Annotated in this window: 23 protein-coding genes; 15 read left to right on the top strand and 8 right to left on the bottom strand. The window is 62.5% G+C overall.

Annotation, left to right across the window (positions count from 1 at the left end):
- Positions 1-4: 4 nt before the first annotated feature.
- Entirely contained in the window at positions 5-946 is a 942-nt protein-coding gene (locus KY495_RS04215; protein WP_219882504.1) for a hydrogen peroxide-inducible genes activator, read from the bottom strand.
- 154 nt (positions 947-1,100) lie between these two features.
- Between KY495_RS04215 and KY495_RS04210 the strand changes: the two genes are divergently transcribed.
- The 3 genes from KY495_RS04210 to KY495_RS04200 all read left to right on the top strand — a co-directional run bounded on the left by KY495_RS04210 (position 1,101) and on the right by KY495_RS04200 (position 3,273).
- Positions 1,101-2,288: a PilT/PilU family type 4a pilus ATPase gene (locus tag KY495_RS04210; RefSeq protein ID WP_219882503.1), complete on the top strand. Its 1,188-nt coding sequence runs from the start codon at positions 1,101-1,103 to the stop codon at positions 2,286-2,288.
- Between the two features lie 104 nt (positions 2,289-2,392).
- Positions 2,393-2,665, top strand: coding sequence for a M23 family metallopeptidase (locus tag KY495_RS24205; RefSeq protein ID WP_307728240.1), 273 nt, complete (start codon positions 2,393-2,395; stop codon positions 2,663-2,665).
- A gap of 134 nt (positions 2,666-2,799) precedes the next feature.
- Complete coding sequence (locus KY495_RS04200; RefSeq protein WP_219882501.1) at positions 2,800-3,273, top strand: adenylyltransferase/cytidyltransferase family protein; 474 nt, start codon at positions 2,800-2,802, stop codon at positions 3,271-3,273.
- Between the two features lie 189 nt (positions 3,274-3,462).
- Here KY495_RS04200 and KY495_RS04195 read toward each other — a convergent pair whose 3' ends face one another.
- The 4 genes from KY495_RS04195 to KY495_RS04180 form a co-directional block, all read right to left on the bottom strand.
- Complete coding sequence (locus tag KY495_RS04195; RefSeq protein WP_219882500.1) at positions 3,463-4,941, bottom strand: S8 family serine peptidase; 1,479 nt, start codon at positions 4,939-4,941, stop codon at positions 3,463-3,465.
- Positions 4,928-5,236: a hypothetical protein gene (locus tag KY495_RS04190; protein WP_219882499.1), complete on the bottom strand. Its 309-nt coding sequence runs from the start codon at positions 5,234-5,236 to the stop codon at positions 4,928-4,930. Before KY495_RS04190 ends, KY495_RS04195 begins: the two co-directional genes overlap by 14 nt.
- A gap of 94 nt (positions 5,237-5,330) precedes the next feature.
- On the bottom strand, positions 5,331-5,801 hold the full coding sequence (trmL, locus tag KY495_RS04185) for a tRNA (uridine(34)/cytosine(34)/5-carboxymethylaminomethyluridine(34)-2'-O)-methyltransferase TrmL (protein WP_219882498.1): 471 nt from the start codon (positions 5,799-5,801) through the stop codon (positions 5,331-5,333).
- A 19-nt stretch (positions 5,802-5,820) separates the two neighbouring features.
- On the bottom strand, positions 5,821-6,564 hold the full coding sequence (locus KY495_RS04180) for a ComF family protein (RefSeq protein WP_229518493.1): 744 nt from the start codon (positions 6,562-6,564) through the stop codon (positions 5,821-5,823).
- Between the two features lie 84 nt (positions 6,565-6,648).
- Here KY495_RS04180 and KY495_RS04175 point away from each other — a divergent pair, with 84 nt between their 5' ends.
- The 6 genes from KY495_RS04175 (at position 6,649) to KY495_RS04150 (ending at position 12,690) form a co-directional block, all read left to right on the top strand.
- Positions 6,649-7,569, top strand: coding sequence for a methyltransferase domain-containing protein (locus KY495_RS04175; protein WP_229518492.1), 921 nt, complete (start codon positions 6,649-6,651; stop codon positions 7,567-7,569).
- A gap of 406 nt (positions 7,570-7,975) precedes the next feature.
- On the top strand, positions 7,976-9,175 hold the full coding sequence (gene coxB / locus KY495_RS04170) for a cytochrome c oxidase subunit II (protein ID WP_219882497.1): 1,200 nt from the start codon (positions 7,976-7,978) through the stop codon (positions 9,173-9,175).
- A 14-nt stretch (positions 9,176-9,189) separates the two neighbouring features.
- On the top strand, positions 9,190-10,785 hold the full coding sequence (gene ctaD, locus KY495_RS04165; protein ID WP_219882496.1) for a cytochrome c oxidase subunit I: 1,596 nt from the start codon (positions 9,190-9,192) through the stop codon (positions 10,783-10,785).
- A gap of 160 nt (positions 10,786-10,945) precedes the next feature.
- Positions 10,946-11,524 carry a cytochrome c oxidase assembly protein gene (locus KY495_RS04160; protein ID WP_219882495.1) on the top strand — a complete coding sequence of 193 codons (579 nt, stop codon included), beginning with the start codon at positions 10,946-10,948 and terminating at the stop codon, positions 11,522-11,524.
- A gap of 20 nt (positions 11,525-11,544) precedes the next feature.
- A complete protein-coding gene (locus KY495_RS04155) occupies positions 11,545-11,760 on the top strand; it encodes a DUF2970 domain-containing protein (protein WP_219882494.1) in 216 nt (71 codons plus the stop codon).
- A gap of 75 nt (positions 11,761-11,835) precedes the next feature.
- Positions 11,836-12,690, top strand: coding sequence for a cytochrome c oxidase subunit 3 (locus tag KY495_RS04150; protein WP_219882493.1), 855 nt, complete (start codon positions 11,836-11,838; stop codon positions 12,688-12,690).
- Positions 12,691-12,832: 142 nt separating this feature from the next.
- Here the strand turns inward: KY495_RS04150 and KY495_RS04145 are convergent, their stop codons facing one another.
- Positions 12,833-13,033, bottom strand: a complete 201-nt coding sequence (locus KY495_RS04145; RefSeq protein WP_219882492.1) for a twin transmembrane helix small protein — start codon at positions 13,031-13,033, stop codon at positions 12,833-12,835.
- Between the two features lie 35 nt (positions 13,034-13,068).
- On the opposite strand from KY495_RS04145, the gene KY495_RS04140 reads away from it, so the two are divergent.
- The 6 genes from KY495_RS04140 to KY495_RS04115 are packed head-to-tail and all read left to right on the top strand — an operon-like array spanning position 13,069 to position 18,075.
- Positions 13,069-13,812, top strand: coding sequence for an SURF1 family protein (locus KY495_RS04140; protein WP_219882491.1), 744 nt, complete (start codon positions 13,069-13,071; stop codon positions 13,810-13,812).
- Positions 13,796-14,395 (top strand): cytochrome C oxidase subunit I, encoded by a 600-nt coding sequence (locus KY495_RS04135; RefSeq protein ID WP_219882490.1) that lies wholly within the window; start codon positions 13,796-13,798, stop codon positions 14,393-14,395. The genes KY495_RS04140 and KY495_RS04135 overlap by 17 nt, the downstream gene beginning before the upstream one ends.
- Before the next feature lie 3 nt (positions 14,396-14,398).
- On the top strand, positions 14,399-15,505 hold the full coding sequence (locus tag KY495_RS04130) for a heme A synthase (protein WP_219882489.1): 1,107 nt from the start codon (positions 14,399-14,401) through the stop codon (positions 15,503-15,505).
- An 8-nt stretch (positions 15,506-15,513) separates the two neighbouring features.
- Positions 15,514-16,407 carry a heme o synthase gene (gene cyoE, locus KY495_RS04125; RefSeq protein WP_219884078.1) on the top strand — a complete coding sequence of 298 codons (894 nt, stop codon included), beginning with the start codon at positions 15,514-15,516 and terminating at the stop codon, positions 16,405-16,407.
- A gap of 1 nt (position 16,408) precedes the next feature.
- On the top strand, positions 16,409-16,990 hold the full coding sequence (locus tag KY495_RS04120) for an SCO family protein (protein ID WP_219882488.1): 582 nt from the start codon (positions 16,409-16,411) through the stop codon (positions 16,988-16,990).
- A 26-nt stretch (positions 16,991-17,016) separates the two neighbouring features.
- The gene (locus KY495_RS04115) at positions 17,017-18,075 is read left to right on the top strand and encodes an AI-2E family transporter (RefSeq protein WP_219882487.1); all 1,059 of its coding nucleotides are present in this window, start codon (positions 17,017-17,019) and stop codon (positions 18,073-18,075) included.
- Positions 18,076-18,562: 487 nt separating this feature from the next.
- On the opposite strand, the gene KY495_RS04110 is transcribed toward KY495_RS04115, so the two are convergent.
- On the bottom strand, positions 18,563-19,903 hold the full coding sequence (locus KY495_RS04110) for a hemolysin family protein (RefSeq protein ID WP_219882486.1): 1,341 nt from the start codon (positions 19,901-19,903) through the stop codon (positions 18,563-18,565).
- 48 nt (positions 19,904-19,951) lie between these two features.
- A complete protein-coding gene (gene nhaR, locus KY495_RS04105) occupies positions 19,952-20,860 on the bottom strand; it encodes a transcriptional activator NhaR (RefSeq protein WP_219882485.1) in 909 nt (302 codons plus the stop codon).
- Positions 20,861-20,961 lie beyond the last annotated feature (101 nt).

Raw genomic sequence — 20,961 nt, 5'->3', positions numbered from 1 at the left:
TGCATCAGGCTGCTTCCTCCAGCGCAATCATGTCCACGCCCGGCAGGTCACAGGCGGCCACGGCGGCGCAGATGGCGTCGATGGCTGCCTTGCGCGTAAAGCTCTTGCGCCATACCAGCACCACGCGGCGCGAGGGGACCGGTGCGTCGAACGGTACAAAGGCCAGCATGCCATCTTTGGCGTCCATGTCCGGCACCGAGGCGCGCGGCAGCACCGTCAGGCCAATGCCGCTGGCCACCATGTGGCGGATGGTTTCCAGCGACGAGCCTTCAAAGGTGCGCTGCATGCCGTTGCCTGGCGCCGAAAAGCGCGCCATCTCGGGACATACTTCCAGCACCTGGTCGCGAAAGCAGTGGCCATTGCCAAGCAACAGCATGGTTTCCGATTTGAGGTCCTGGGCCGAGACCGACTTGCGCCTTGCCCAGGGATGGCTGCGTGGCACTGCCACCACGAACGGCTCGTCGTACAGTGTCTGCATCGACATGCCGTGCTCCGGCAGTGGCAGCGCCATGATGGCGGCATCGAGCTCGCCCTGGCGCAGCAGTTCCAGCAGGCGCACCGTGAAATTTTCTTGCAGGATCAGCGGCATCTGCGGCACCTGGTCAATCACATGCTTGACCAGCGGCGGCAGCAGGTAGGGGCCGATGGTGTAGATCACGCCCAGGCGCAGCGGCCCGGCCAGCGGATCCTTGTTCTGCTTTGCCAGTTCCTTGATGGCGGCCGTCTGCTCGAGCACGCGTTCGGCCTGGGCAATGATCTGGGCGCCCAGCGGGGTGACGGAAATTTCGGCGCCGCCCCGTTCAAACAGCACAACGCCCAGCTCGTCTTCCAGCTTTTTGATGGCGACAGACAGTGTCGGTTGGGCGACGTAGCACGCTTCCGCTGCATGCCCGAAATGTTTCGCACGCGCTACGGCAACGATATATTTCAGTTCGGTCAATGTCATAGTGGCCAGGAACAGAGTGATTGTGGGAGCAAGCGTGGATGCATGGATACACAGTTGCTAATCAGTCAGCAAAGAAATTATATTCTACCGGAATGCAGTCGATATAATTGTTTGACGACGGTTTTCAAACCGGACCTCTCGCAGAAAGGCACGCATGTCCACGACCTTTGGCCCGGCCGAAGCCCAGGCTTATATCCACAAGCTGCTCACCGTAATGCACCACCAGGGCGGCTCCGACCTGTTCATCTCGGCCGACTTCCCACCCAGTATGAAGCACCAGGGCGCGATGAAGCCCATGAGCCAGCAAAAGCTCACCGGCGACGTCACGCGTGCCCTGGCGCTGTCGCTCATGAACGACAAGCAGACGCGCGAATTCGAGCAGGAGATGGAGTGCAATTTCGCCATCTCGCTGCCCAATGTGTGCCGCTTTCGCGTCAACGTCTTTGTGCAGCAGCAGTGCGTCGGCATGGTGGTGCGTACCATCGCGTCCGAAATTCCCAATTTTGAAAAGCTGGACCTGCCCGACGTGCTGAAAGACGTCATCATGACCAAGCGCGGGCTGGTGCTGGTGGTGGGCGGTACCGGCTCGGGCAAGTCGACCACGCTGGCGGCCATGATCGACTACCGCAATGCCAATTCGGCGGGCCACATCATTACCGTGGAAGACCCGGTGGAGTACGTCCACAAGAACAAGGGCTGCCTGATCACGCACCGCGAAGTGGGCGTGGACACGCATTCATGGCACCACGCGCTCAAGAACACGCTGCGTCAGGCGCCGGACGTGATCCTGATCGGCGAAATCCGCGATACCGAAACCATGGAGCACGCCATTGCGTTTGCCGAGACGGGCCACCTGTGCCTGGGTACCCTGCACGCCAACAATTCCAACCAGACCATGGACCGGATCATCAACTTCTTCCCGGAAGAGCGCCGCAACCAGCTGCTGATGGACCTGTCGTCCAACCTGCGCGCCATTGTCTCGCAGCGCCTGGTGCGCACCGAAGACGGCAAGGGACGCAAGGCAGCCATTGAAATCCTGCTCAATACGGCCACCATCGGCGAGATGATCCTGAAGGGGAATTTCCAGGGCATCAAGGAGATCATGCACAAGTCGCGCGAACTGGGCATGTGCACCTTCGACCAGGCGCTCTACGAGCTCTATAACAAGGGCCACATCGGCTACGATGAAGCGATCCGCAATGCAGATTCCGCCAACGGCTTGCGCCTCCAGATCAAGCTGCGGGGCGAGCGCAAGGAGCCCGGCGTGGAAGCGAAAAATGCGTCGGCCGACCTGTCGATGGCGATCGAAGAGGAGCCGGAAGAGGAAGAGCCGGGCCATTGAGCGCGGCCTCTCTGCTACGATCGCGCCTTGGTGATCATTCAAGGTGAAGTTGCAAGGGAAGGTGGCGATGCGATTGCGTGATGTGCTGATGGCGCTTGGCGCCTGTGACGGTAGTGCCGACGCAGGCGGAACAAGCCGGGTGCCAGCCGGAGGGATGCCACATTGTGGCGCCCCCCAAGGCCGGTTTTCGGTTTCTGGCAGCGCCACTTTCCGCCGCGGCAGCTGGTGATTCGCACGCCGCTCGGCCCGGGCAGCGCGTGAAGCGCGGGCAGCTGCTTGGCAAGATCGGCAATTCGGGCGATGCCTGGCAGCCCCATGTCCACTTCCAGCTGGCTTACGGCTCCACCTGCTGGCGTCCGAAGGCCTGCCCTGCCTGATCGACACATACCGGTTGAAAATCCCGCAAGGGCAATGGGAGACGCGCACCAGAGAGCTGCCGCTGCGCGACATGCCGATTGACTCTGCGCCGCCTGTGCCGCGCCAGTGGCACAACTGAATTCAAAGGAACTGTATGCCTGATTTTGAAAGCAAGATTTGTCCGCGCACCGAACTCAAGGCGCGCGTGGCTGCACTGCCCAAGCCGGTAGTGCTCACCAACGGCGTGTTTGACATCCTGCACCGGGGCCACGTGACCTATCTGGCGCAGGCGCGCGCGCTGGGCGCCTCGCTGGTGGTGGCGGCCAACACGGACGCCTCGGTCAAACGCCTGGGCAAGGGCGATGACCGTCCGCTCAACGCCTGCGCCGACCGCATGGCGGTGCTGGCCGCGCTGGAGTCGGTGAGCCTGGTGGTGGATTTTGATGAGGACACGGCGCTGGAAGTGGTGCTGCAAGCGCAGCCGGAAATTTACGCCAAAGGTGGCGACTACGACATGAACGCGATCCCGGAAGGGCAGGCCGTGCTGGCGTACGGGGGGCAGGCGGTGGCGATCGACTTCGAGCACGACCGCTCCACCACCAAGCTGCTGGGCAAAATTCGCGGCTGACGCCGGACAGGCGGTCGCGGCTTCGCCTTCAAGACATTGCTTTTGCCGCTTTTAAGTGGTCTGACCCTGGTATGAGGAAATTGATTTTGCTGCGTTTAAGTGGTCTGACCCTGGTTTACAGAAATTGATTTTGGTGCGTTTAAGTGGTCTGACCCTGGTTTGCGGACATTGTTTGGCGGCATATGAGGATCAGGCTTGCATCCATGCGGCGTGGGCGTCCACCAGCCCTGCACCCGTGGCGCCATCGATGCCCACGCCGGCGCGAATGCCGATGCCGGCCGGGTCGCTGGCCGGGTTGGCGGCGCCGCGCCGTACGTCCACTGCCGTGCGCGCCAGCAGGGCCTTGATTTCGGCCGGTGCCAGGCGCGGGTTCTTTTGCAGCAGCAGGGCGCACACGGCAGCGATCTGCGGCGCCGAGGCCGAGGTGCCGCTAAAGACCGCCCAGCCGTCGCCCGGTGTGGTGCCGTCATGCTGGGCATTGCCGGTGTCGATCTCGTGGCCCGGCGGGACCGGCAGCATGATGTAGTCGGCGTGCGGCAGCATGCCCACCAGGCCGCACACGTCGGGCACATGGCGCCCTGAATAGATGGTGCTGGTAAAGGCCGAGGCGTAGTTGGATGCTTCGATGTCGCCTTCCTGGTCCACGCAGGCCCCGCCCACGCTGAGCACTTCCGGCATCGAGGCCGGAAACGCGTAGTGGCCATTCCCGGCCGAGAACACCACCACGATGCCGGCGGCAATGGCAGCCTGGATTTCCGCTTCCAGCGGCTTCAAACCATTGGGCAGCTGCGGCAGCTCGCCGCGCCCTTCCGGATCCCGCAAGTCGTAGCACATGCTGACGGTAATGATGTGGGGCCGGTGCTTGAGCGCTTCCTGGAATCCTTCCAGGATGCTGGCGCCGCCGTAGGGATCGGCGTCATCGCCCAGCTTGACGCCAATGAAGGTGACCTTGGGCGCGATGGCGAACACGTTGGCCGACTCGCCCGTGCCGTGGCTGCCCGGATCGGTGCAGCGGTTAGTGGCCGACGGCGCCAGTACCACCGACGAGGCAAAGCCATTGCGGACAAAAAACGGGTGCGAGTGATCAAAGCCGGTGTCGATCATGGCCACGCGGATGCCTTCGCCGTGATGGCGTTCGCGGTGGATGGGCGGCACGTTCAGTTTGGCCGGGACGTCGTTCATGACGTCGAGGTGAAAGTAGTCCACGTCCGGCGGCCGGGCGCTGGCGGTGGACAGGTAGATGTGCGGCCACTGGATGTAGGCGTCGTCAATCAGTTGCGCCACCGCCGGGTCGGGATTCCACGGCGCGCCTTCGGGGGGGTAATACACGCATGGGCTGGAATAGCACATTTTTTCATCGAGCGGAAAGTTGGCCAGGCGGGTGCCGAACACGCGCTCGAACTGGTTGACCGTGCCGCGCACCGATACCGTCATGCGGCCGATGCCGGTGACGCGAAAGCCATGGCGCCGCAGTGCCTCGATGGCCAGCTCCATTTCCCCCGGCTGCGGCTCGAAACTGGTGATGCTCTGGGAGCTCAGACGTGCCGGCAGCTTGGTCAGGCCGATATCGGACGGACCCTTGAAGGTGACGGCTATGCGCAGCACGGCGTCGCCGGGGACCGGGGTGTCCAGGCTGGGCTGGGGCGCAGAAGGCTTAAATGGATGCATGGGGAATCCCCTTGGTGGTGGTCAGGTCGTGCCGCGGTGCGCTGGTAATCAGGCTGATATCTTCCTGCAGCGCGTCAGGAATGGCCAGGTCGGGGGTGCGCGCCGGCGCCACGGCCGCCTGCGGCGCGTTGTGGCCGAACAGCCTGATGAAGTTGCCCTCAGTCATGTGGGCAGTCACCGAAGCCCGCCCGCAGCCATCAATCTGAAAACCCAGCTGTTCCAGGCGCGCGCGCAAGCTGGCGTCGATGGCGGGTTCAGGCGCCGGATGGCGCAGCAAGAGCTGTAGTTTGATCATGGCAAGGCCGGCGAGATGGACGCTTTGATGATATCGCTTTGCAAAGTTTTCTGCTGCCCGAGATCAATTGTGCGCGATGTTTGCGCCAGCCCCCTTATGCCCCGCCCGCGTAACCGTTCTGGCGCCACGCTTCAAACACCACCACCGCCACCGTATTGGACAGGTTGAGGCTGCGGTTGTCGGGCCGCATCGGCAGGCGGATGCGCTGGGCCGGCGCGAACGACTCGCGCAGCGCCGGCGCCAGGCCCCGTGTTTCCGAACCGAACACGAAGTAGTCGCCCAGCCGGAACGCGGCCTGGGCAAACGGGGAGGAGCCGTGGGTGGTCATGGCAAACATGCGGGCCGCGTCAGGCTGCTCGGCATCGAGGAAAGCTTGCCAGCTCTTGTGTACCTTCATGGTCGCGTAATCGTGGTAGTCGAGCCCCGCGCGCTTCATCTTGGTGTCGTCGAGCGGGAAGCCGAGCGGCTCGATCAGGTGCAGCTGGGCGCCGGTATTGGCGCACAGGCGGATGACATTGCCAGTATTGGGCGGGATTTCAGGTTCGACCAGGACAACATGAAACACAGACTTCTCCTTGAAAACATCAATGGGGCGGGGTGCGCGCAAACACCAGGCAGGTCACGCGCGCGGCGCCGAAGCGCTTGAGCGTGGCTGCCAGTTCGGCCAGCGTGGCGCCGCTGGTCATCACATCGTCGACCACGCCAATATGGCGGCCGCGCACCAGGGCCAGTGCCGCCGGCGCCACCGTAAAGGCGTGGCGGATGTTGCGCCGGCGCGCGCTGGGCGCGACGCTGGACTGGGCGGCCGTTTCCACCACCCGCTCGGCGAGCCGGGCGTGAAGGCCGATGCCGAGCAGCCTGGCCAGCGGCCGCGCCATTTCCAGCGCCTGGTTGAAGCCGCGCTCGACCAGCCGGGCGCGGCCCAGGGGCACGGGGCACAGCAGCTCGGGCAGGGCTATCCGGCCGTCCTCCGTCAGCGCCGCGTGCAGCGCCCGGCCAAAGCAGGGTGCCAGCGGCAGCACCCCGCCAAATTTCAGCTGCAGCACCAGTTGGTCCAGCGGCGCCGCATAGTCGGCGGCGGCCACGGTGGCGTCAAAGGGCGGTGGCCGGGCCAGACAGGCGCCGCAGGGCCAGGCCAGGTCGGCCGCGCCAAGCGGATTGGCGCACTGGCGGCAGCGCGGACGCCGCCCGGCCAGGAATTGCGCATGGCAGGGCGCGCACAGGGCCTCGCGGCAGCGCGCCGCGCACAGGGCGCAGGCCGAGGGCAGCAGGGCGTCGGCGGCCAGCTGCAGCGGGTGGCGCCACAGGCCCGGCGGCATCAAGTTCATGGCTCGGCTCCCGGCAAGAAAAGGCACTGCAAGGTACACTGCTGCATTATCGCATTTCGGCGTCAACCATTGGCGTCATTCATCATGGCCACACCGGTTTCCCCTTCCAACATGAGCGCCCCGATCGATCTCGGCCTGGTGCGCAGCCTGTTCGCCGCGCCTGACAAGATCGCCGGCTCCGACTTCTTGCGGCGCGAAATCGCTGCCCGCATGCACGAGCGGCTGGAACTGGTGAAGGTGGCGCCGCGGCGCGTGCTCGACGCCGGTTGCGGCAGCGGGGCCGACCTGGCCCTCCTGCACAAGGATTATCCGGCCGCCCACATTCTCGGTATTGACGCGGCCGCCGCCATGCTGCGCCAGGCCCAGGCGCCGGCCTCGGCCCTGTCATCGCTCAACAAGGTGCTCAGCCGCCTGCTGCCGGCCAAGGCCGGGGTGGATGTGCTGGGAGGGGACTTCGGCAATCTGCCGCTGCCGCCGAACTGCGTCGACCTGGTGTGGTCGAACCTGGCGCTGCACTGGCACCCGCAGCCGGACCGGGTGTTTGCCGAATGGCGCCGCGTGCTCCGGCTCGACGGCCTGCTCATGTTTTCCGTCTTCGGCCCCGATACCTGCCGCGAGCTGCGCACCGCGTTTGCCGAGCTCGACGGTTACCCGCACGTGCTGCCATTTGTCGACATGCATGATTTTGGCGACCAGCTGGTGGAAGCAGGATTTTCCACCCCGGTCATGGACATGGAAGTCATTACCGTCACCTACGGCACGGTGGCGGCCCTGCTGGCCGACGTGCGGGCCCTGGGCGGCAATCCGCTCGACACGCGCCGACGTGGCCTGGTGGGGCGCGCCGGCTATAAAAGATTAGAAGCCGCGCTCGAAAAGCAGCGCCGCCCTGACGGCCAGCTGGGCCTGACGTTTGAAGTCATTTACGGCCATGCCTTCCGCCCGGCGCCGCGGGTGACGCAGTCGGGCGAGGCCATCGTCCGCTTCATGCCAAGAAAGGGCGGTTGAAGGCAGGGTGCGAGCGGGCGCGCGCGGCGGCCTTGCAGGACGGGCCCAACAGGTGGCGATGATGTGTGCAATTGCAAGGCCGACAGGCGCGCGCAGCCGCATTTGTCCTTGATGCAGAGTGCCTTCATTGAGTATAATCAACGACTAATTTTGTCGATTGCGCGCGTGGTGCCTGAAATTTGGGCGGTTCACACCAGCGTTTTGGCAGTCGCCAGCAACAGAGAAGCAGCGTTCACAGTGTTTATTCACCTATGTGCGATGTCAGGGTTCCAGCCGGACCGGGCGCTTAATGGCGCGGGAACGGGATTGGGGCCTTTTGGTGCGATGGTTTCGGAGCGTCAGCGGGTCAACTGCGGTTCGCTGGACGTTTAAAAAATATTCTTATTTTTGGGTGGTTGGGGAAAACATGACATATGCAAAGCGACTTCACGCCTTGATGCTCGGCCTGGCAGTTTCGGCCAGCGTTCCGGCACTGGCGACTCCAGGAGTGCAGGGACGCCCGGTTGAGTACCAGTTGAACCTCCAGGAGCCGGTCACCAAGATCGCTGCCGAAGTGTACGACCTGCATACCTGGATGATGATCGTCTGCCTGGTGATCTTTGTCGCGGTATTTGGCGTGATGTTCTATTCGGTGTTCAAGCATCGCCGTTCGCAGGGCCACAAGCCGGCCACCTTCCACGAGTCGACCGCGGTGGAAATCGCCTGGACCGTGGTGCCATTCCTGATCGTCATCGGCATGGCGCTGCCCGCCACCAAGACCGTGGTGGCCATGAAGGATACCTCCAACGCCGACATCACCATCAAGGCCACCGGCATGCAGTGGCGCTGGGGCTATGACTACCTCAACGGCGAAGGCGCTGGTATTTCCTTCCTGTCCAACCTGGCCGGCCAGCGCGTCGACCAGACCGGCGCGTCGGCCGGTTCGCCCAACCCTGAAGGCGGCACGGGCTTTAACGTGAATTACCTGATGGAAGTCGACAATGAAGTTGTCGTTCCAGTCAACAAGAAAATCCGCATGGTCCTGACCGCCAACGACGTGATCCACGCCTGGATGATTCCAGCGTTTGCCGTCAAGCAGGATGCGATTCCCGGTTTCGTGCGCGATGCCTGGTTCAAGTCGGAAAAGACGGGCGTGTTCCGCGGCCAGTGCGCCGAGCTGTGCGGTAAAGAGCATGCCTTCATGCCGATCGTGGTGCGGGTCGTCACCGACGCCGAATACAGCGCCTGGGTCGCCGCCAAGCAAAAGGAAATGGCAGCCCTGGCTGACGATCCAAGCAAGGTCTGGACCATCGACGAATTGAAGACCCGCGGCGAGAAAGTCTACGCCAGCAACTGCGTGGCTTGCCACCAGGCCAATGGCAAGGGTGTGCCGAACGCCTTCCCGGCGCTGGATGGATCGGAGATTGTGACGGGTCCGCGCGCCGGACAGATCGATGTCCTGCTCCACGGCAAGGACGGCGACAAATATCCATCGGCCATGCCGGCATTTGCACAGTTGTCGGACACGGATATTGCTGCGGTGACCACCTACACCCGCAACAGCTGGTCGAACAAGGCAGCGGAAAACATCGTTCAACCAGCCGAAGTTCAGGCTGCACGCAAGTAATCGGGAGTTAAACTATGAGCACAACTACTTTGGACAAAGGCCACGACCACGGCCACGACCACGCGCACGACCATCCGCACGGATATCGCCGCTGGCTGTTTGCAACCAACCACAAGGATATCGGTACCCTGTACCTGTGGTTCTCCCTGATTATGCTGATGTCGGGCGGCGTGCTGGCCCTGATGATCCGCTCGGAACTGTTCCAGCCTGGCCTGCAATACTTCCAGCCTGAGTTCTTCAACCAGCTCACCACCATGCACGGCCTGGTGATGGTGTTCGGCGCCATCATGCCGGCCTTCGTCGGCTTCGCCAACTGGATGATCCCGCTGCAGGTGGGCGCCTCCGACATGGCCTTCGCGCGCATGAACAACTTCTCGTTCTGGCTGCTGCCGCCTGCGGCACTGCTGCTGGCCGGTTCCTTCTTTGTTCCGGGCGGCGCCACCGCGGCCGGCTGGACCCTGTACGCGCCACTGTCGACCCAGATGGGCCCCGGCATGGACATGGGTATTTTTGCGATGCACCTGATGGGCGCCTCGTCGATCATGGGTTCGATCAACATCATCGTCACCATCCTGAACATGCGCGCGCCCGGCATGACCCTGATGAAGATGCCGATGTTCTGCTGGACCTGGCTGATCACCGCCTACCTGCTCATTGCCGTCATGCCAGTGCTGGCCGGCGCCATCACCATGACCCTGACCGACCGTCACTTCGGCACCTCGTTCTTTAACGCTGCCGGCGGCGGCGACCCGGTCATGTACCAGCACATCTTCTGGTTCTTCGGCCACCCCGAGGTGTACATCATGATTTTGCCGGCCTTCGGTATCGTGTCGCAGATCCTGCCGGCATTTGCCCGCAAGCCACTGTTCGGCTATGCATCGATGGTCTATGCCACCGCCTCGATCGCGATCCTGTCGTTCATCGTGTGGGCCCACCACATGTTCACCACCGGCATGCCGGTGACGAGCCAGCTGTTCTTCATGTACGCCACCATGCTGATCGCGGTACCGACCGGCGTGAAGGTGTTCAACTGGATTGCCACCATGTGGCGCGGTTCCATGACCTTTGAAACCCCGATGCTGTTCTCGGTCGGCTTCATTTTCGTGTTCACCATGGGCGGCTTCACCGGCCTGATCCTGGCCGTGACGCCGATCGACATCCAGCTGCAGGATACCTACTACGTGGTGGCGCACTTCCACTATGTCCTGGTGGCAGGTTCCCTGTTTGCCCTGTTTGCCGGCTTTTACTACTGGTCGCCGAAGTGGACGGGCCACATGTATAGCGAGTTCCGCGGCAAGATGCACTTCTGGCTGTCGCTGATCACGTTCAACATCACCTTCTTCCCGATGCACTTCCTGGGCCTGGCCGGTATGCCGCGCCGCTATGCGGACTATCCAGCGCAGTTCACCGACTTCAACACGATCGCCACCATCGGCGCGTTTGGTTTCGGCCTGTCGCAGGCATACTTCCTGTTCGCAGTGGTGCTGCCGACCATCCGTGGCGGTGCAAAAGCTGCCGACAAGCCATGGGATGGCGCGGAAGGCCTGGAGTGGACCGTGCCAAGCCCGGCTCCGTTCCACACCTTTGAAACGCCACCGCTGGTCAAGTAATACCCTCGGTCCGGGCGGCTTCGCGGCCCGGACCGGTTTTTGTGAGTCCGAGCATGTCTGATCGTAAGAAGCCGAACAACCTCAAGACTGGCCTGATCATCGGTGGTCTGGCCTTGTTCTTTTTTGTGCTGGTGTTTGCTAAACGGATCTGGATGTAAGCATGGCAACCGAAGAATCGGGGCGCTTGACGCTCAACCGCAAGATGCTGGGCAAGCTGGTCGTCATCGCCTTCATGATGTTTGGCTTTGGCTATGCCCTGGTACCGGTGTACAAGCAGATGTGTGAAGTGCTCGGCATTAATGTGCTGACCACGCAGGAAGGCAATTTCGTCAAGTACGACAAGAATACGCAGGTGGACAAGACCCGCACCATCACGGTGGAACTGGATGGCAATTCGCAAGGCCCGTGGCGCTTCCGTCCGACCACGCGCAGCATCGAGGTGCACCCGGGCGAACTGGCCACCGTCATGTATGAAGTGGTCAATACGAAAAACCGTGAAGTGCAGGCCCAGGCCATTCCGAGCTATGCCCCGTACTCGGCCACGCCGCACTTCATGAAGGTGGAATGCTTCTGCTTCCAGCAGCAGACCATGAAGGCGAATGAAGCGCGCCAGATGCCGGTGGTGTTTTTCATCAGCCCCGACCTGCCGCGCGATGTGAAAACCATCACGTTGTCGTACACGTTCTTTGAAGTGGCCGGTACCCAGGCCAAGGCCGAGGGTGATACCAAGGTCAATTAAGCCGGTTGGCAGGGAGCGCGATGGACGAGTTGAAGAAAGTGACCGGGCGCAAGTCGTCGTTCGGGGCCAGCATGAAAGCGGTGTTCTGGTCGTTTTTCGGTATCCGCAAGCGCAGTGACTACGAAAACGATTCGGCCAGCCTCAATCCGGTGCATGTGATCATCGCCGGCCTGATCGGGGTGGCGATCTTTATCGGCGTGCTCCTGTTGCTGGTACGGGTGGCGGTAGCGCAGTAGGGATCAGGTAGCATCATGGAATTCGCAGCATTGGCAGTACACACCGCTTATACAGTTTTGATTTAGGAGATGACAATGAGTTCTAACCACGCCGCACCGTATTATTTCGTGCCGGGTCCGTCCAAGTGGCCGATGTTTGCCGGCATTTCGCTGCTCGTCACGATGATCGGCGCCTCGGGCTGGGTCAATGGCGCGTCCTGGGGACCGGCCGTCAATATCGTCGGCATCCTGGCCACCATTGCCGTGCTGTATTTCTGGTTTGGCGATGCGATCGGCGAATCCGAATCGGGCCAGTACAACGCCCGGATCGACCTGTCCTACCGCTGGTCGATGAGCTGGTTCATCTTCTCCGAAGTCATGTTCTTTGCCGCCTTCTTTGGCGCCCTGTTCTACGCCCGTGCCATCACCCTGCCATGGCTGGGCGACCTGGACCACAAGGTGATCTGGCCTGATTTCGTGGCCCAGTGGGGCAACTCGCCGGCCGGCACCATCGATCCGTACCAGACCATGGGTCCGTTCCCGATCCCGACCATCAATACCCTGTTGCTGCTCGCTTCCGGCGTAACGCTGACCATTTCGCACCACGCCCTGCGCGCGGGCCAGCGCGGCAAGACCGCCTTCTGGCTCGCTGCCACGGTGCTGCTGGGCGCCATCTTCATGGGCTTCCAGGTGTACGAGTACATGCACGCTTACAGCGACCTGAACCTGAAGATGACCTCCGGCATCTACGGCTCGACCTTCTTCATGCTGACCGGCTTTCACGGTTTCCACGTCACGCTCGGCGCCATCATGCTGTCGGTGATCCTGTACCGTGTGCTCAAGGGCCACTTCACGGCCGACAACCACTTCGGTTTCGAAGGCGCCGCCTGGTACTGGCACTTCGTCGACGTCGTCTGGCTGGGCCTGTACGTGGTCGTGTACTGGATGTAAGCAGCCTGGCCGCGTGGCCGGCGCGAAGCGGGCAGGGAGCGGCACGACTCCCCCCGCGACAAGAATAAAAAAACCGGGGACAGGCCGCCAGACGTTGGTGGACTGTCCCCGGTTTTTTGATAAGGGCCTGCCCGGCCCGGACTCAGCGAATCCCGGTCGGTTCGATCCAGCCCAGGTAGTGGGCAGCGAGGATCAGCAGGAACAGGGTGATGGACAAGCCCACGCGCAGCGCCAGGGCCTGGACCGTGCGGTTGCTCTTGCCCTTGTCGCGCATGAGGAAGAACAGGGCCGAGCCCAGGCTGCCCAGGATCATGATGAAGGCGATGGCGACGAGGATTTTCATAGGTATGCAGTCCAATTGATCAAGGCTTGATTGTAATGCCGAACATAGAGAAAAGCCGCTTCCGGTTCCGGGTCATTCCCTTCATTGCCACTGCACTGCTGGTGGCGCTGGGGGTGTCGCTGGGCCAATGGCAAGACCGTCGGGCCGCCGAAAAGCTCAGCCGCCAGGCCCTGTTGACCGAGCGCAGCAGCGGCGCGCCCTTCGTGCTGGGGCCGCAGTTGCGCGAGCCCGCGGAGATGGAATACCGCAAGGTGTCGGTGGCAGGACAATTCGTGGCCGACTATCCCCTGTTCCTGAACAACCGCCCGCAAAACGGCAAGGTGGGCTTTTACCTGGTCATGCCCTTTAAGATTGCCGGCAGCGATACGCACGTACTGGTGGCGCGCGGCTGGCTGCCGCGCTACACGGGCGAGTACGACCGCCTGCCCGAGTTCGGCACGCCTTCCGGGACCGTGATCGTCGAAGGCATTGCCCGCGCCAGCATGGGCAAGGTGATGCAGCTGGGCGAGGCGAACGTGCTGCGGCCCCGTGCCATCCTGCAAAACCTGGAACCGGCCCAGTTTGCCGCAGCCACCGGCAAGCCGGTGCAACCGTTTTTTATTGAACAGTCGGGTCCGGCCGACCCCGCCGACAAGCTGGTGCGCGACTGGCCGGCCCCGGCGCTGGGCGCCGACAAGCACAAGGGCTATGCCTTCCAGTGGTATGCGCTGGCCGTCATGGCGCTGCTCTTTTTCATCACTACAGGATTCAGACGTGGAACCAATGCAAACCGAACATAAAGCGAAGCAAAAGGCAGGGCGCTGGAAGCTGCTGGCCGTCGTTGCCGTGTGCGCGGCGCCGATGATCTTTTCCTACCTGACCTATTACGTCATCAAGCCCGAGGGGCGCACCAATTACGGCGCCCTGATCGACCCGAAAGCGCATCCGATCCCGCCCGCCCTGGGCACGGTGGCGCTGGACGGCAAGGCGGCAACCCTGGACCAGTTCAAGGGCAAATGGATCATGCTGCAGCCGGCGCCCGGCCAGTGCGACAAGCCCTGCGTCGACCAGCTGATCGCCATGCGCCAGCTGCGCGTGATGCAAAACAAGGGCATGGAGCGCATCGAGCGCGTGTGGCTGGTGACGGACGAGCAGCCTTTGTCGACCGAACTGATGAAATGGATTGACGGCACCCACATGCTGCGCGTCAAGCCGGAAGCACTCAAGGCCTGGCTGCCCACGGAAGAGGGCACGCAGGTGACTGACCACCTGTACCTGATTGATCCGCTGGGCAACCTGATGATGCGTTTCCCCAAGAATGCCGACCCGAAAAAAGTGTCCAAGGACCTCAGCAAGCTGCTTAAAGCGTCCGCGATCGGCTAGGCCATGGAACTGTCCGCGCTGATCCTGCTGCTCATCAAAGGCTTGCTGGCCACCATCTTGCCGGCGGCGATCGTGTATATGTCGTCCGATCCCAATAAATACCGCAAGCTGGTATGGGTGACGGCCTTCCTCACCTTCGACCTGATCGTGTTTGGCGCCTTTACCCGCCTGACCGATTCCGGCCTGGGCTGCCCGGACTGGCCCGGCTGCTACGGCGCGGCCAATCCCTTTCTCGCCCATGCCGAGATCAGCCGCGCCGAAGCGGCCATGCCGACCGGACCCGTGACGGTGGTCAAGGCCTGGATCGAGATGATCCACCGCTACCTGGCCATGGGCGTGGGTGCACTGTGCCTGGCCATCATGGCCACCTCCTGGTACCAGTGGCGCAAGACGCGCCGCATCGAATACCAGCCGGCGCTGCCCACCGCGCTGCTGGTGGCCGTGTGCGTGCAGGGTGCCTTTGGGGCCTGGACCGTCACGCTCAAGCTGCAGCCCGTCATCGTCACCATCCACCTGCTGCTGGGCATGGGCTTGCTGGCCTTGATGTGCTGGCTGGGCGCGCGCCAGAACCAGGCTGGCGCAACCCCGGCTGCGGCCCCCGCAGGCGCGTCAGCCTTGCGTCCGCTGGCGCTGGCCGCCGCCGTGGTGCTGGTGGTCCAGATTGGCCTGGGCGGGTGGGTGAGCACCAATTACGCCACCCTCGCTTGTGCCGACTTCCCGCTATGCAACGGGAACCTGATTCCCGAGATGGACTTCGAGCATGGCTTTACCCTGTGGCGCGAGCTGGGCAAGACTGCGGCCGGCAGCTACCTGCCGTTTTCGGCGCTGACGGCCATTCACTGGGTCCACCGCAATTTCGCCTACGTGGTGCTGCTCATCATTGGCTGGACCGCCTGGCGCGCCATGGGCCACCCGGCACTGCGCACCACGGGGCGCCGCCTGGCCATCGTGCTCGCTGCCCAGGCCGCCACCGGCATTGCCACCGTCTACCTCGAGTTCCCGCTGGCCATCGCGGTCTTGCATAACGCCGGCGCCGCCCTGCTGGTAGTACTGGTGACCATGTTAAACTACAAGACTAAGCATAGCCTCGGCGCCCCGGCGCACGCATGACCCACACAATGACGACCCAGACCGCAACACAGAAATCGAGCAGCCGCTTTGCCCAGTACTGGACCCTGACCAAACCGCGCGTGACGCAGCTGGCCGTGTTCTGCGCCGTCATCGGCATGTTCCTGGCGACCGACACGCTGCCCGACATGTGGACCGTGCTGGCCGCCACGGTGGGCATCTGGCTGCTGGCCGGCGCCGCCTTTGCCGTCAACTGCATCCTGGAAGGCGAGATCGATGCGCGCATGGCCCGCACCGCGCGCCGCGCCACCGCCAGCGGGGAACTGACGCGCACCCAGACCATCGTGTTCTCGCTGGTGATCGGCGGCATCGGCGCGGCCGTGCTGTACCGGTTGGTCAATCCCCTGACCATGTGGCTGACGCTGGCGACCTTTCTTGGCTACGCCATCATCTATACCCTCATCCTCAAGCCGGCCACGCCGCAAAACATCGTCATCGGCGGCCTGTCGGGCGCCATGCCGCCGGCGCTGGGCTGGGCCGCCATTGCCAATGAAGTGCCGATGCAGGCCTGGCTGCTGGTGCTGATCATCTTTGTGTGGACCCCGCCCCACTTCTGGGCCCTGGCCATGTACCGGCGCGACGACTACGCGCGCTCCGGCCTGCCCATGCTGCCGGTCACGCACGGCATGAACTTCACCGGTTTCCACGTGTGGCTGTATTCGATTGCCCTGGCCGCCACCACGCTGCTGCCGTTTGTGGTCAAGATGAGCGGCCTGATTTACCTGGTGTCCGCCGTCATTCTCAATGCCGTGTTCTTGTGGCACGGCTGGCGCGTCTACAAACACTATTCCGACCTGGTGGCACGCAAGGCCTTCACCTGGTCCATCATTTACCTGTCGCTGCTGTTTGCGGCGCTGCTGGTTGACCATTACATCAAATTCTGAGATGAAGAAATTTCTTTCCCTGTGCCTGCTGGCACTGTGCCTGTCGGCCTGTCAAAAGCCGGCCGCGCCGGTGGCCTTCAACAGTGTCGACATTACCGGCGCCGACTATGCGCGTGGCTTCGAACTGACCGACCATACGGGCAAGCGCCGCACTCTTGCCGACTTCAAGGGCAAGGTCGTGTTCATTTTCTTTGGCTTTACCCAGTGCCCGGACGTGTGTCCCACCACCATGGTGGAGATGGCCAACGTGCTCAAGGAGCTGGGCCCCCAGGCCAAGGATGTGCAAGTGCTGTTCATCACCGTCGACCCCGAGCGCGACACCCAGGAATTGCTGGCCCAGTACGTGCCTGCCTTCCATCCGAGCTTTATCGGCCTGTACGGCACCGCGGCGGAAACCGCCAAGACCGGCAAGGAATTCAAGGTGTTTTACGCCAAGAGCGCCGGCAGTTCGCCGGAGAACTACAACATCGACCACACGGCCGGCAGCTACGTGTTTGACCGGGAAGGGCGCGTGCGCCTGTTCGTGCGGCACGGTAAAGGTGCGGCGCCCATTGCACAAGATATCCGCCAGTTGCTAAAATAAAAACATCGAAACGCGATTGGAGCATCATGGAAGCAAGAAGCGGTAGAAACCTGGCCTCCATTGGCGCCATTGCGTTCCTGGTCATTGGCTGCCTGTATGTGCTGCGGCCTTTCCTGCCCGGCATGCTGTTTGCAGCCGCGGTGGTGATCTCTTCCTGGCCCATGTATCTCTTTTTGCTCGACCGCATGAAGGGACGACGCTCGCTGGCCGCCCTCACCCTCACGCTCACGCTCACGCTGCTGGTCGTGATGCCCATTGCGCTGGTGGCCTACAACTTGGCCGATGACGTGGGACGCATCTACGAGCAGCTGCGTCTGGCAGTGGAGGCGGGCCATGTGGAGCCGCCCATCTGGCTGCAGCAAATCCCCTTTGTCGGCGAATGGGTCTACAGCTACGTGCTCGAGCTCGGGTCCAGCCGCGAGCAGATGATGGACGCTGCCAAGCGCATGCTCGAGCCGGCGCGGCACTACGTGCTCGGCGGCGGCATCGTGCTGGGCGCGGGCGTGGCGCAACTGTCGCTGGCCGCTTTCGTGGCCTTTTTCCTGTATCGGGATGGCATCACCATCCGTCATGCCATCAACGTGGCCATGGAACGCATCATTGGCGAAGGCGCGCCGCGCATTACCAGCACGGTCAGCCTGACGGTGCGGGGCGTCATGTATGGCCTGCTGGGCACGGCGCTGGCGCAGGCGCTGGTGGCAGCACTTGGCTTTGCCATAGCCGGGGTGCCGGGCGTGCTGCTGCTCGGCTTTGCCACCTTCGTCATGTCGCTGGTACCGGTGGGGCCGCCGCTGATCTGGGGCGGGGCGACGCTGTGGCTGTTCAACGCGGGCGAGACGGGCTGGGGCATCTTCATGCTGGTGTGGGGCATATTCCTGATCAGCGGGGTGGATAACGTGGTCAAGCCCATGTTGATCAGCCGTGGCAGCAGCCTGCCATTTTTGCTGGTGCTGCTGGGCGTGCTCGGCGGCGTGCTCGCCTTTGGTTTCGTGGGCCTGTTCATCGGCCCGGTGCTGCTGGCGGTGGGCTATTCGCTGATGCGTGAATGGACCGGGATTGAGCCGGCCGCGGTCGACTCGGTGTGAGCGCCCAATCCAAGTGCTAGACAGTTTCCATACGCCAGGGTCAGACCACTTAAAGCGGTCAAAATCAATTGCCCTACGCCAGGGTCAGACCACTTAAAACGGTCCAAATCAATTTCTTCCCAGAGCATGACTGTCAGCAGCGTAATCAATGTCGTAAGCAGAGTGCCGCGGGTGCTCGCCAACCGACGCTTGCCGGCAGCCCGTTGTCAACCCTGTGCGATGAATATCCGCCAAGCACCCCTCATCCCTGCAGCAGTATCGTGGAATATCGCCCGGTGTGGCTGGCTGGCCCGGCGACCGGTCGTGCCGTGCCCAGTGGTCAGACCCTGGCGTAGGGAAATTGATTTTCGGCCGCTTTAAGTGGTCTGACCCTGGCGTAGGGAAATTGATTTCGACCCTTTTAAGTGGTCTGACCCTGGTGTGGGGAAATTGATTTGGAGGGCGTTTGCGGCGGGAACGGATATTGACGGCGCCCCGCTATCCAGATTCAATCGTGCTCGTCCGGGTCGCCCGCCTTGCGCGCCTGCGGAATCACCTTCACCAGTACAATCCGCGGCCCATTCATCTTCTTGACCACGATATCAAAGTAGGGGAACTCGATTTTCTGCCCCTGCTTGGGAATGTCGCCCAGTTTCACCATGATCAGGCCGCCCACCGATTCCACTTCGTCAAGCCCCAGCGTTTCGTTATCGATGTCCAGCCCGAGAATGCGCTCGAGCGAGAAGATGGGCAGGCTGGCCTTGCCGATCAGGGTCCCGTCCGGCTGGCGCAGCCAGTCATTCTCGTTCAGGCGGAATTCGTCGCGGATCTCGCCCACCATGGCGCCCAGCAGGTTGTCGAGCGTGATGAAGCCCACCGGGCGCTTGCCTTTTTCCCCGATCAGGGCAAAGTGCGGGGCCCCGTCGCGAAAGCGGCGGAACATCGTTTGCGCCGGGGTGCGCGCCGACATGGTTTCCACCGGCCGCAAAAATGGCGTGAGGTCGGTGATCTGGCGCCCGGCCTGCTGCGCAAAGAACAGATCCTTTAAGTGGATGATGCCGAGCACGTCCTCGCCATTGACATCAAAGTAAGGGTAGCGGCTGAAGCGGTTGCGCACCACCGTCTGCAAATTTTCTTCCAGCGACTTGCTCGCGTGCAGGGCGATCACTTCATTGATCGGCCGCATCAGGTCGGACACGGACAGTTGGCTGAAGTCGAGCGACTGGGCCAGGATGTGGCGCTCGTCGCGCGTGAATTTCTCGCCGGGCTGGCTGGTGCGCAGGATCAGCTTGAGTTCTTCGGTCGAGTAGTGGGCGTCATGCCCGCCAGGTCCGGCCAGCCCCGCCATGCGCAGGACGGCATTGGCGCTGCCATTGAGCAGGTAAATGGCCGGGTACATGGCCCAGTAAAACACATACAGGGGCGGCGCCGTCCACAGGCCCACCACTTCCGGACTGCGGATGGCCCACGATTTCGGCGCCAGCTCACCCACCACAATATGCAGGAACGAAATGACGCTGAAGGCGACGATGAACGATACCGTGTGCATCAGCGCGGCATTGTCGATGCCCAGCGCCAGAAACACGGGCTCGATCATGCCGGCAAATGCCGGCTCGCCCACCCAGCCCAGTCCCAGCGACGCCAGCGTAATGCCGAGCTGGCAGGCCGAGAGGTAGGCGTCCAGTTCACCGTGGACCTTGCCCAGGATGCGGCCGCGCAAACCCTGGGTCTTGGCAATGGCACGTACGCGCGTCTTGCGCAGGCTGACAATGCCGAATTCGGCAGCAACGAAAAAACCATTCAGCACGACCAGGAACAGGGCGAGCAGAACTAATAAGGCATTTTGCATAGAGGTGGTGTCGATTGGCTAACGGCGCCGGAAAATGCATTGTACAGATCAAGCGGGCGCGAAGACACCCTCATGCACCGAGGAAAGAATCGCTTCGACGGCCGGATGCTTGATCTTGCGCTCGTTGGAAATGGCATACACCTGCTCGCGCACCTGCGGCACCTGGCCTACTACGGAGGTGCCGAATTGTTCGCGCAAGTCCCATTCCAGGGCGGCCGGCGCGAAGAACAGTCCAGCCCCGCGGCGCCCAAAGGTGTTGAGCAGGGCGTTGTCCTCGAATTCGCCCACCACGTCGGGCCGCACGGCCTGCATGTCAAACCATTCATCGATGCGCCCGCGCAGGGCGTTGTTGCGGGTCGGTAGCAGGAACGGGGCGCGGTCCAGGCTGGCCGGAAAGCCCGCGCTGTAGGTCTGCGCCAGCGCCTGGGCGCCCACCACAATGGTGCCGCTTTCAAACACCATATGGCTGAACACGCGCAGCGTGGTGCCGGAGCGCACGGCGCGGTCGGTCAGCACGACGTCCAGCTTGTGCAGCGCCAGGTCAGCCAGCAGCGCCTCGAACTGGTCTTCGTAGCACACCAGCCGGACCGGCTTGGGCAGCTTCATGGTGCTCTCGAGCAGGCGAAAGGCGGTGAGTTTGGGCAGGGAATCGGAAATACCCACGGCCAGTCGGGTGCGTACGCTGTCCGCTTCACTCAGTGCTTCCTGCATCTGCTCGCCCAGCAGGAAGATCTGGTCCGCGTAGCCGAGCGCGAGGCGCCCCGCTTCCGTGAGCAGCAGGTTGCGGCCCTGCTGCATGAACAGGGCCTTGCCGATCGACTGCTCCAGCTGCAGCAATTGGGTGCTCACTGTCTGCACTGCCAGGCCAAGGCGCCTGGCGGCACGGGTCACACCACCTTCCTTGGCCACTACCCAGAAGAAATAAAGGTGCCGAAAATTGATGCCAGTCTGTTTCATGTGGTAATTCTTCTGTTTTTCCGAAGTAACGCTCTCATTATCTCCTATTTTTAAATTGTGATGATCGGTCTACACTACGGGATAGCTTATTAATAATGGGG

It is taken from the genome of Massilia sp. PAMC28688, from assembly GCF_019443445.1.
Classification (GTDB): Bacteria; Pseudomonadota; Gammaproteobacteria; order Burkholderiales; family Burkholderiaceae_D; genus Telluria_A.
Note: the sequence above shows the minus strand (reverse complement) of the source record. Positions and strands in the feature narration are given on the sequence as shown.

Coding starts and splice junctions, on each gene's coding strand:
- KY495_RS04215 (WP_219882504.1), bottom strand. CDS start 946: ATGACATTGACCGAACTGAAATATATCGTTGCCGTAGCGCGTGCGAAA.
- KY495_RS04210 (WP_219882503.1), top strand. CDS start 1,101: ATGTCCACGACCTTTGGCCCGGCCGAAGCCCAGGCTTATATCCACAAG.
- KY495_RS04200 (WP_219882501.1), top strand. CDS start 2,800: ATGCCTGATTTTGAAAGCAAGATTTGTCCGCGCACCGAACTCAAGGCG.
- KY495_RS04195 (WP_219882500.1), bottom strand. CDS start 4,941: ATGCATCCATTTAAGCCTTCTGCGCCCCAGCCCAGCCTGGACACCCCG.
- KY495_RS04190 (WP_219882499.1), bottom strand. CDS start 5,236: ATGATCAAACTACAGCTCTTGCTGCGCCATCCGGCGCCTGAACCCGCC.
- KY495_RS04180 (WP_229518493.1), bottom strand. CDS start 6,564: ATGAACTTGATGCCGCCGGGCCTGTGGCGCCACCCGCTGCAGCTGGCC.
- KY495_RS04175 (WP_229518492.1), top strand. CDS start 6,649: ATGGCCACACCGGTTTCCCCTTCCAACATGAGCGCCCCGATCGATCTC.
- coxB (WP_219882497.1), top strand. CDS start 7,976: ATGACATATGCAAAGCGACTTCACGCCTTGATGCTCGGCCTGGCAGTT.
- ctaD (WP_219882496.1), top strand. CDS start 9,190: ATGAGCACAACTACTTTGGACAAAGGCCACGACCACGGCCACGACCAC.
- KY495_RS04160 (WP_219882495.1), top strand. CDS start 10,946: ATGGCAACCGAAGAATCGGGGCGCTTGACGCTCAACCGCAAGATGCTG.
- KY495_RS04155 (WP_219882494.1), top strand. CDS start 11,545: ATGGACGAGTTGAAGAAAGTGACCGGGCGCAAGTCGTCGTTCGGGGCC.
- KY495_RS04150 (WP_219882493.1), top strand. CDS start 11,836: ATGAGTTCTAACCACGCCGCACCGTATTATTTCGTGCCGGGTCCGTCC.
- KY495_RS04145 (WP_219882492.1), bottom strand. CDS start 13,033: ATGAAAATCCTCGTCGCCATCGCCTTCATCATGATCCTGGGCAGCCTG.
- KY495_RS04140 (WP_219882491.1), top strand. CDS start 13,069: ATGCCGAACATAGAGAAAAGCCGCTTCCGGTTCCGGGTCATTCCCTTC.
- KY495_RS04135 (WP_219882490.1), top strand. CDS start 13,796: ATGCAAACCGAACATAAAGCGAAGCAAAAGGCAGGGCGCTGGAAGCTG.
- KY495_RS04130 (WP_219882489.1), top strand. CDS start 14,399: ATGGAACTGTCCGCGCTGATCCTGCTGCTCATCAAAGGCTTGCTGGCC.
- cyoE (WP_219884078.1), top strand. CDS start 15,514: ATGACGACCCAGACCGCAACACAGAAATCGAGCAGCCGCTTTGCCCAG.
- KY495_RS04120 (WP_219882488.1), top strand. CDS start 16,409: ATGAAGAAATTTCTTTCCCTGTGCCTGCTGGCACTGTGCCTGTCGGCC.
- KY495_RS04115 (WP_219882487.1), top strand. CDS start 17,017: ATGGAAGCAAGAAGCGGTAGAAACCTGGCCTCCATTGGCGCCATTGCG.
- KY495_RS04110 (WP_219882486.1), bottom strand. CDS start 19,903: ATGCAAAATGCCTTATTAGTTCTGCTCGCCCTGTTCCTGGTCGTGCTG.
- nhaR (WP_219882485.1), bottom strand. CDS start 20,860: ATGAAACAGACTGGCATCAATTTTCGGCACCTTTATTTCTTCTGGGTA.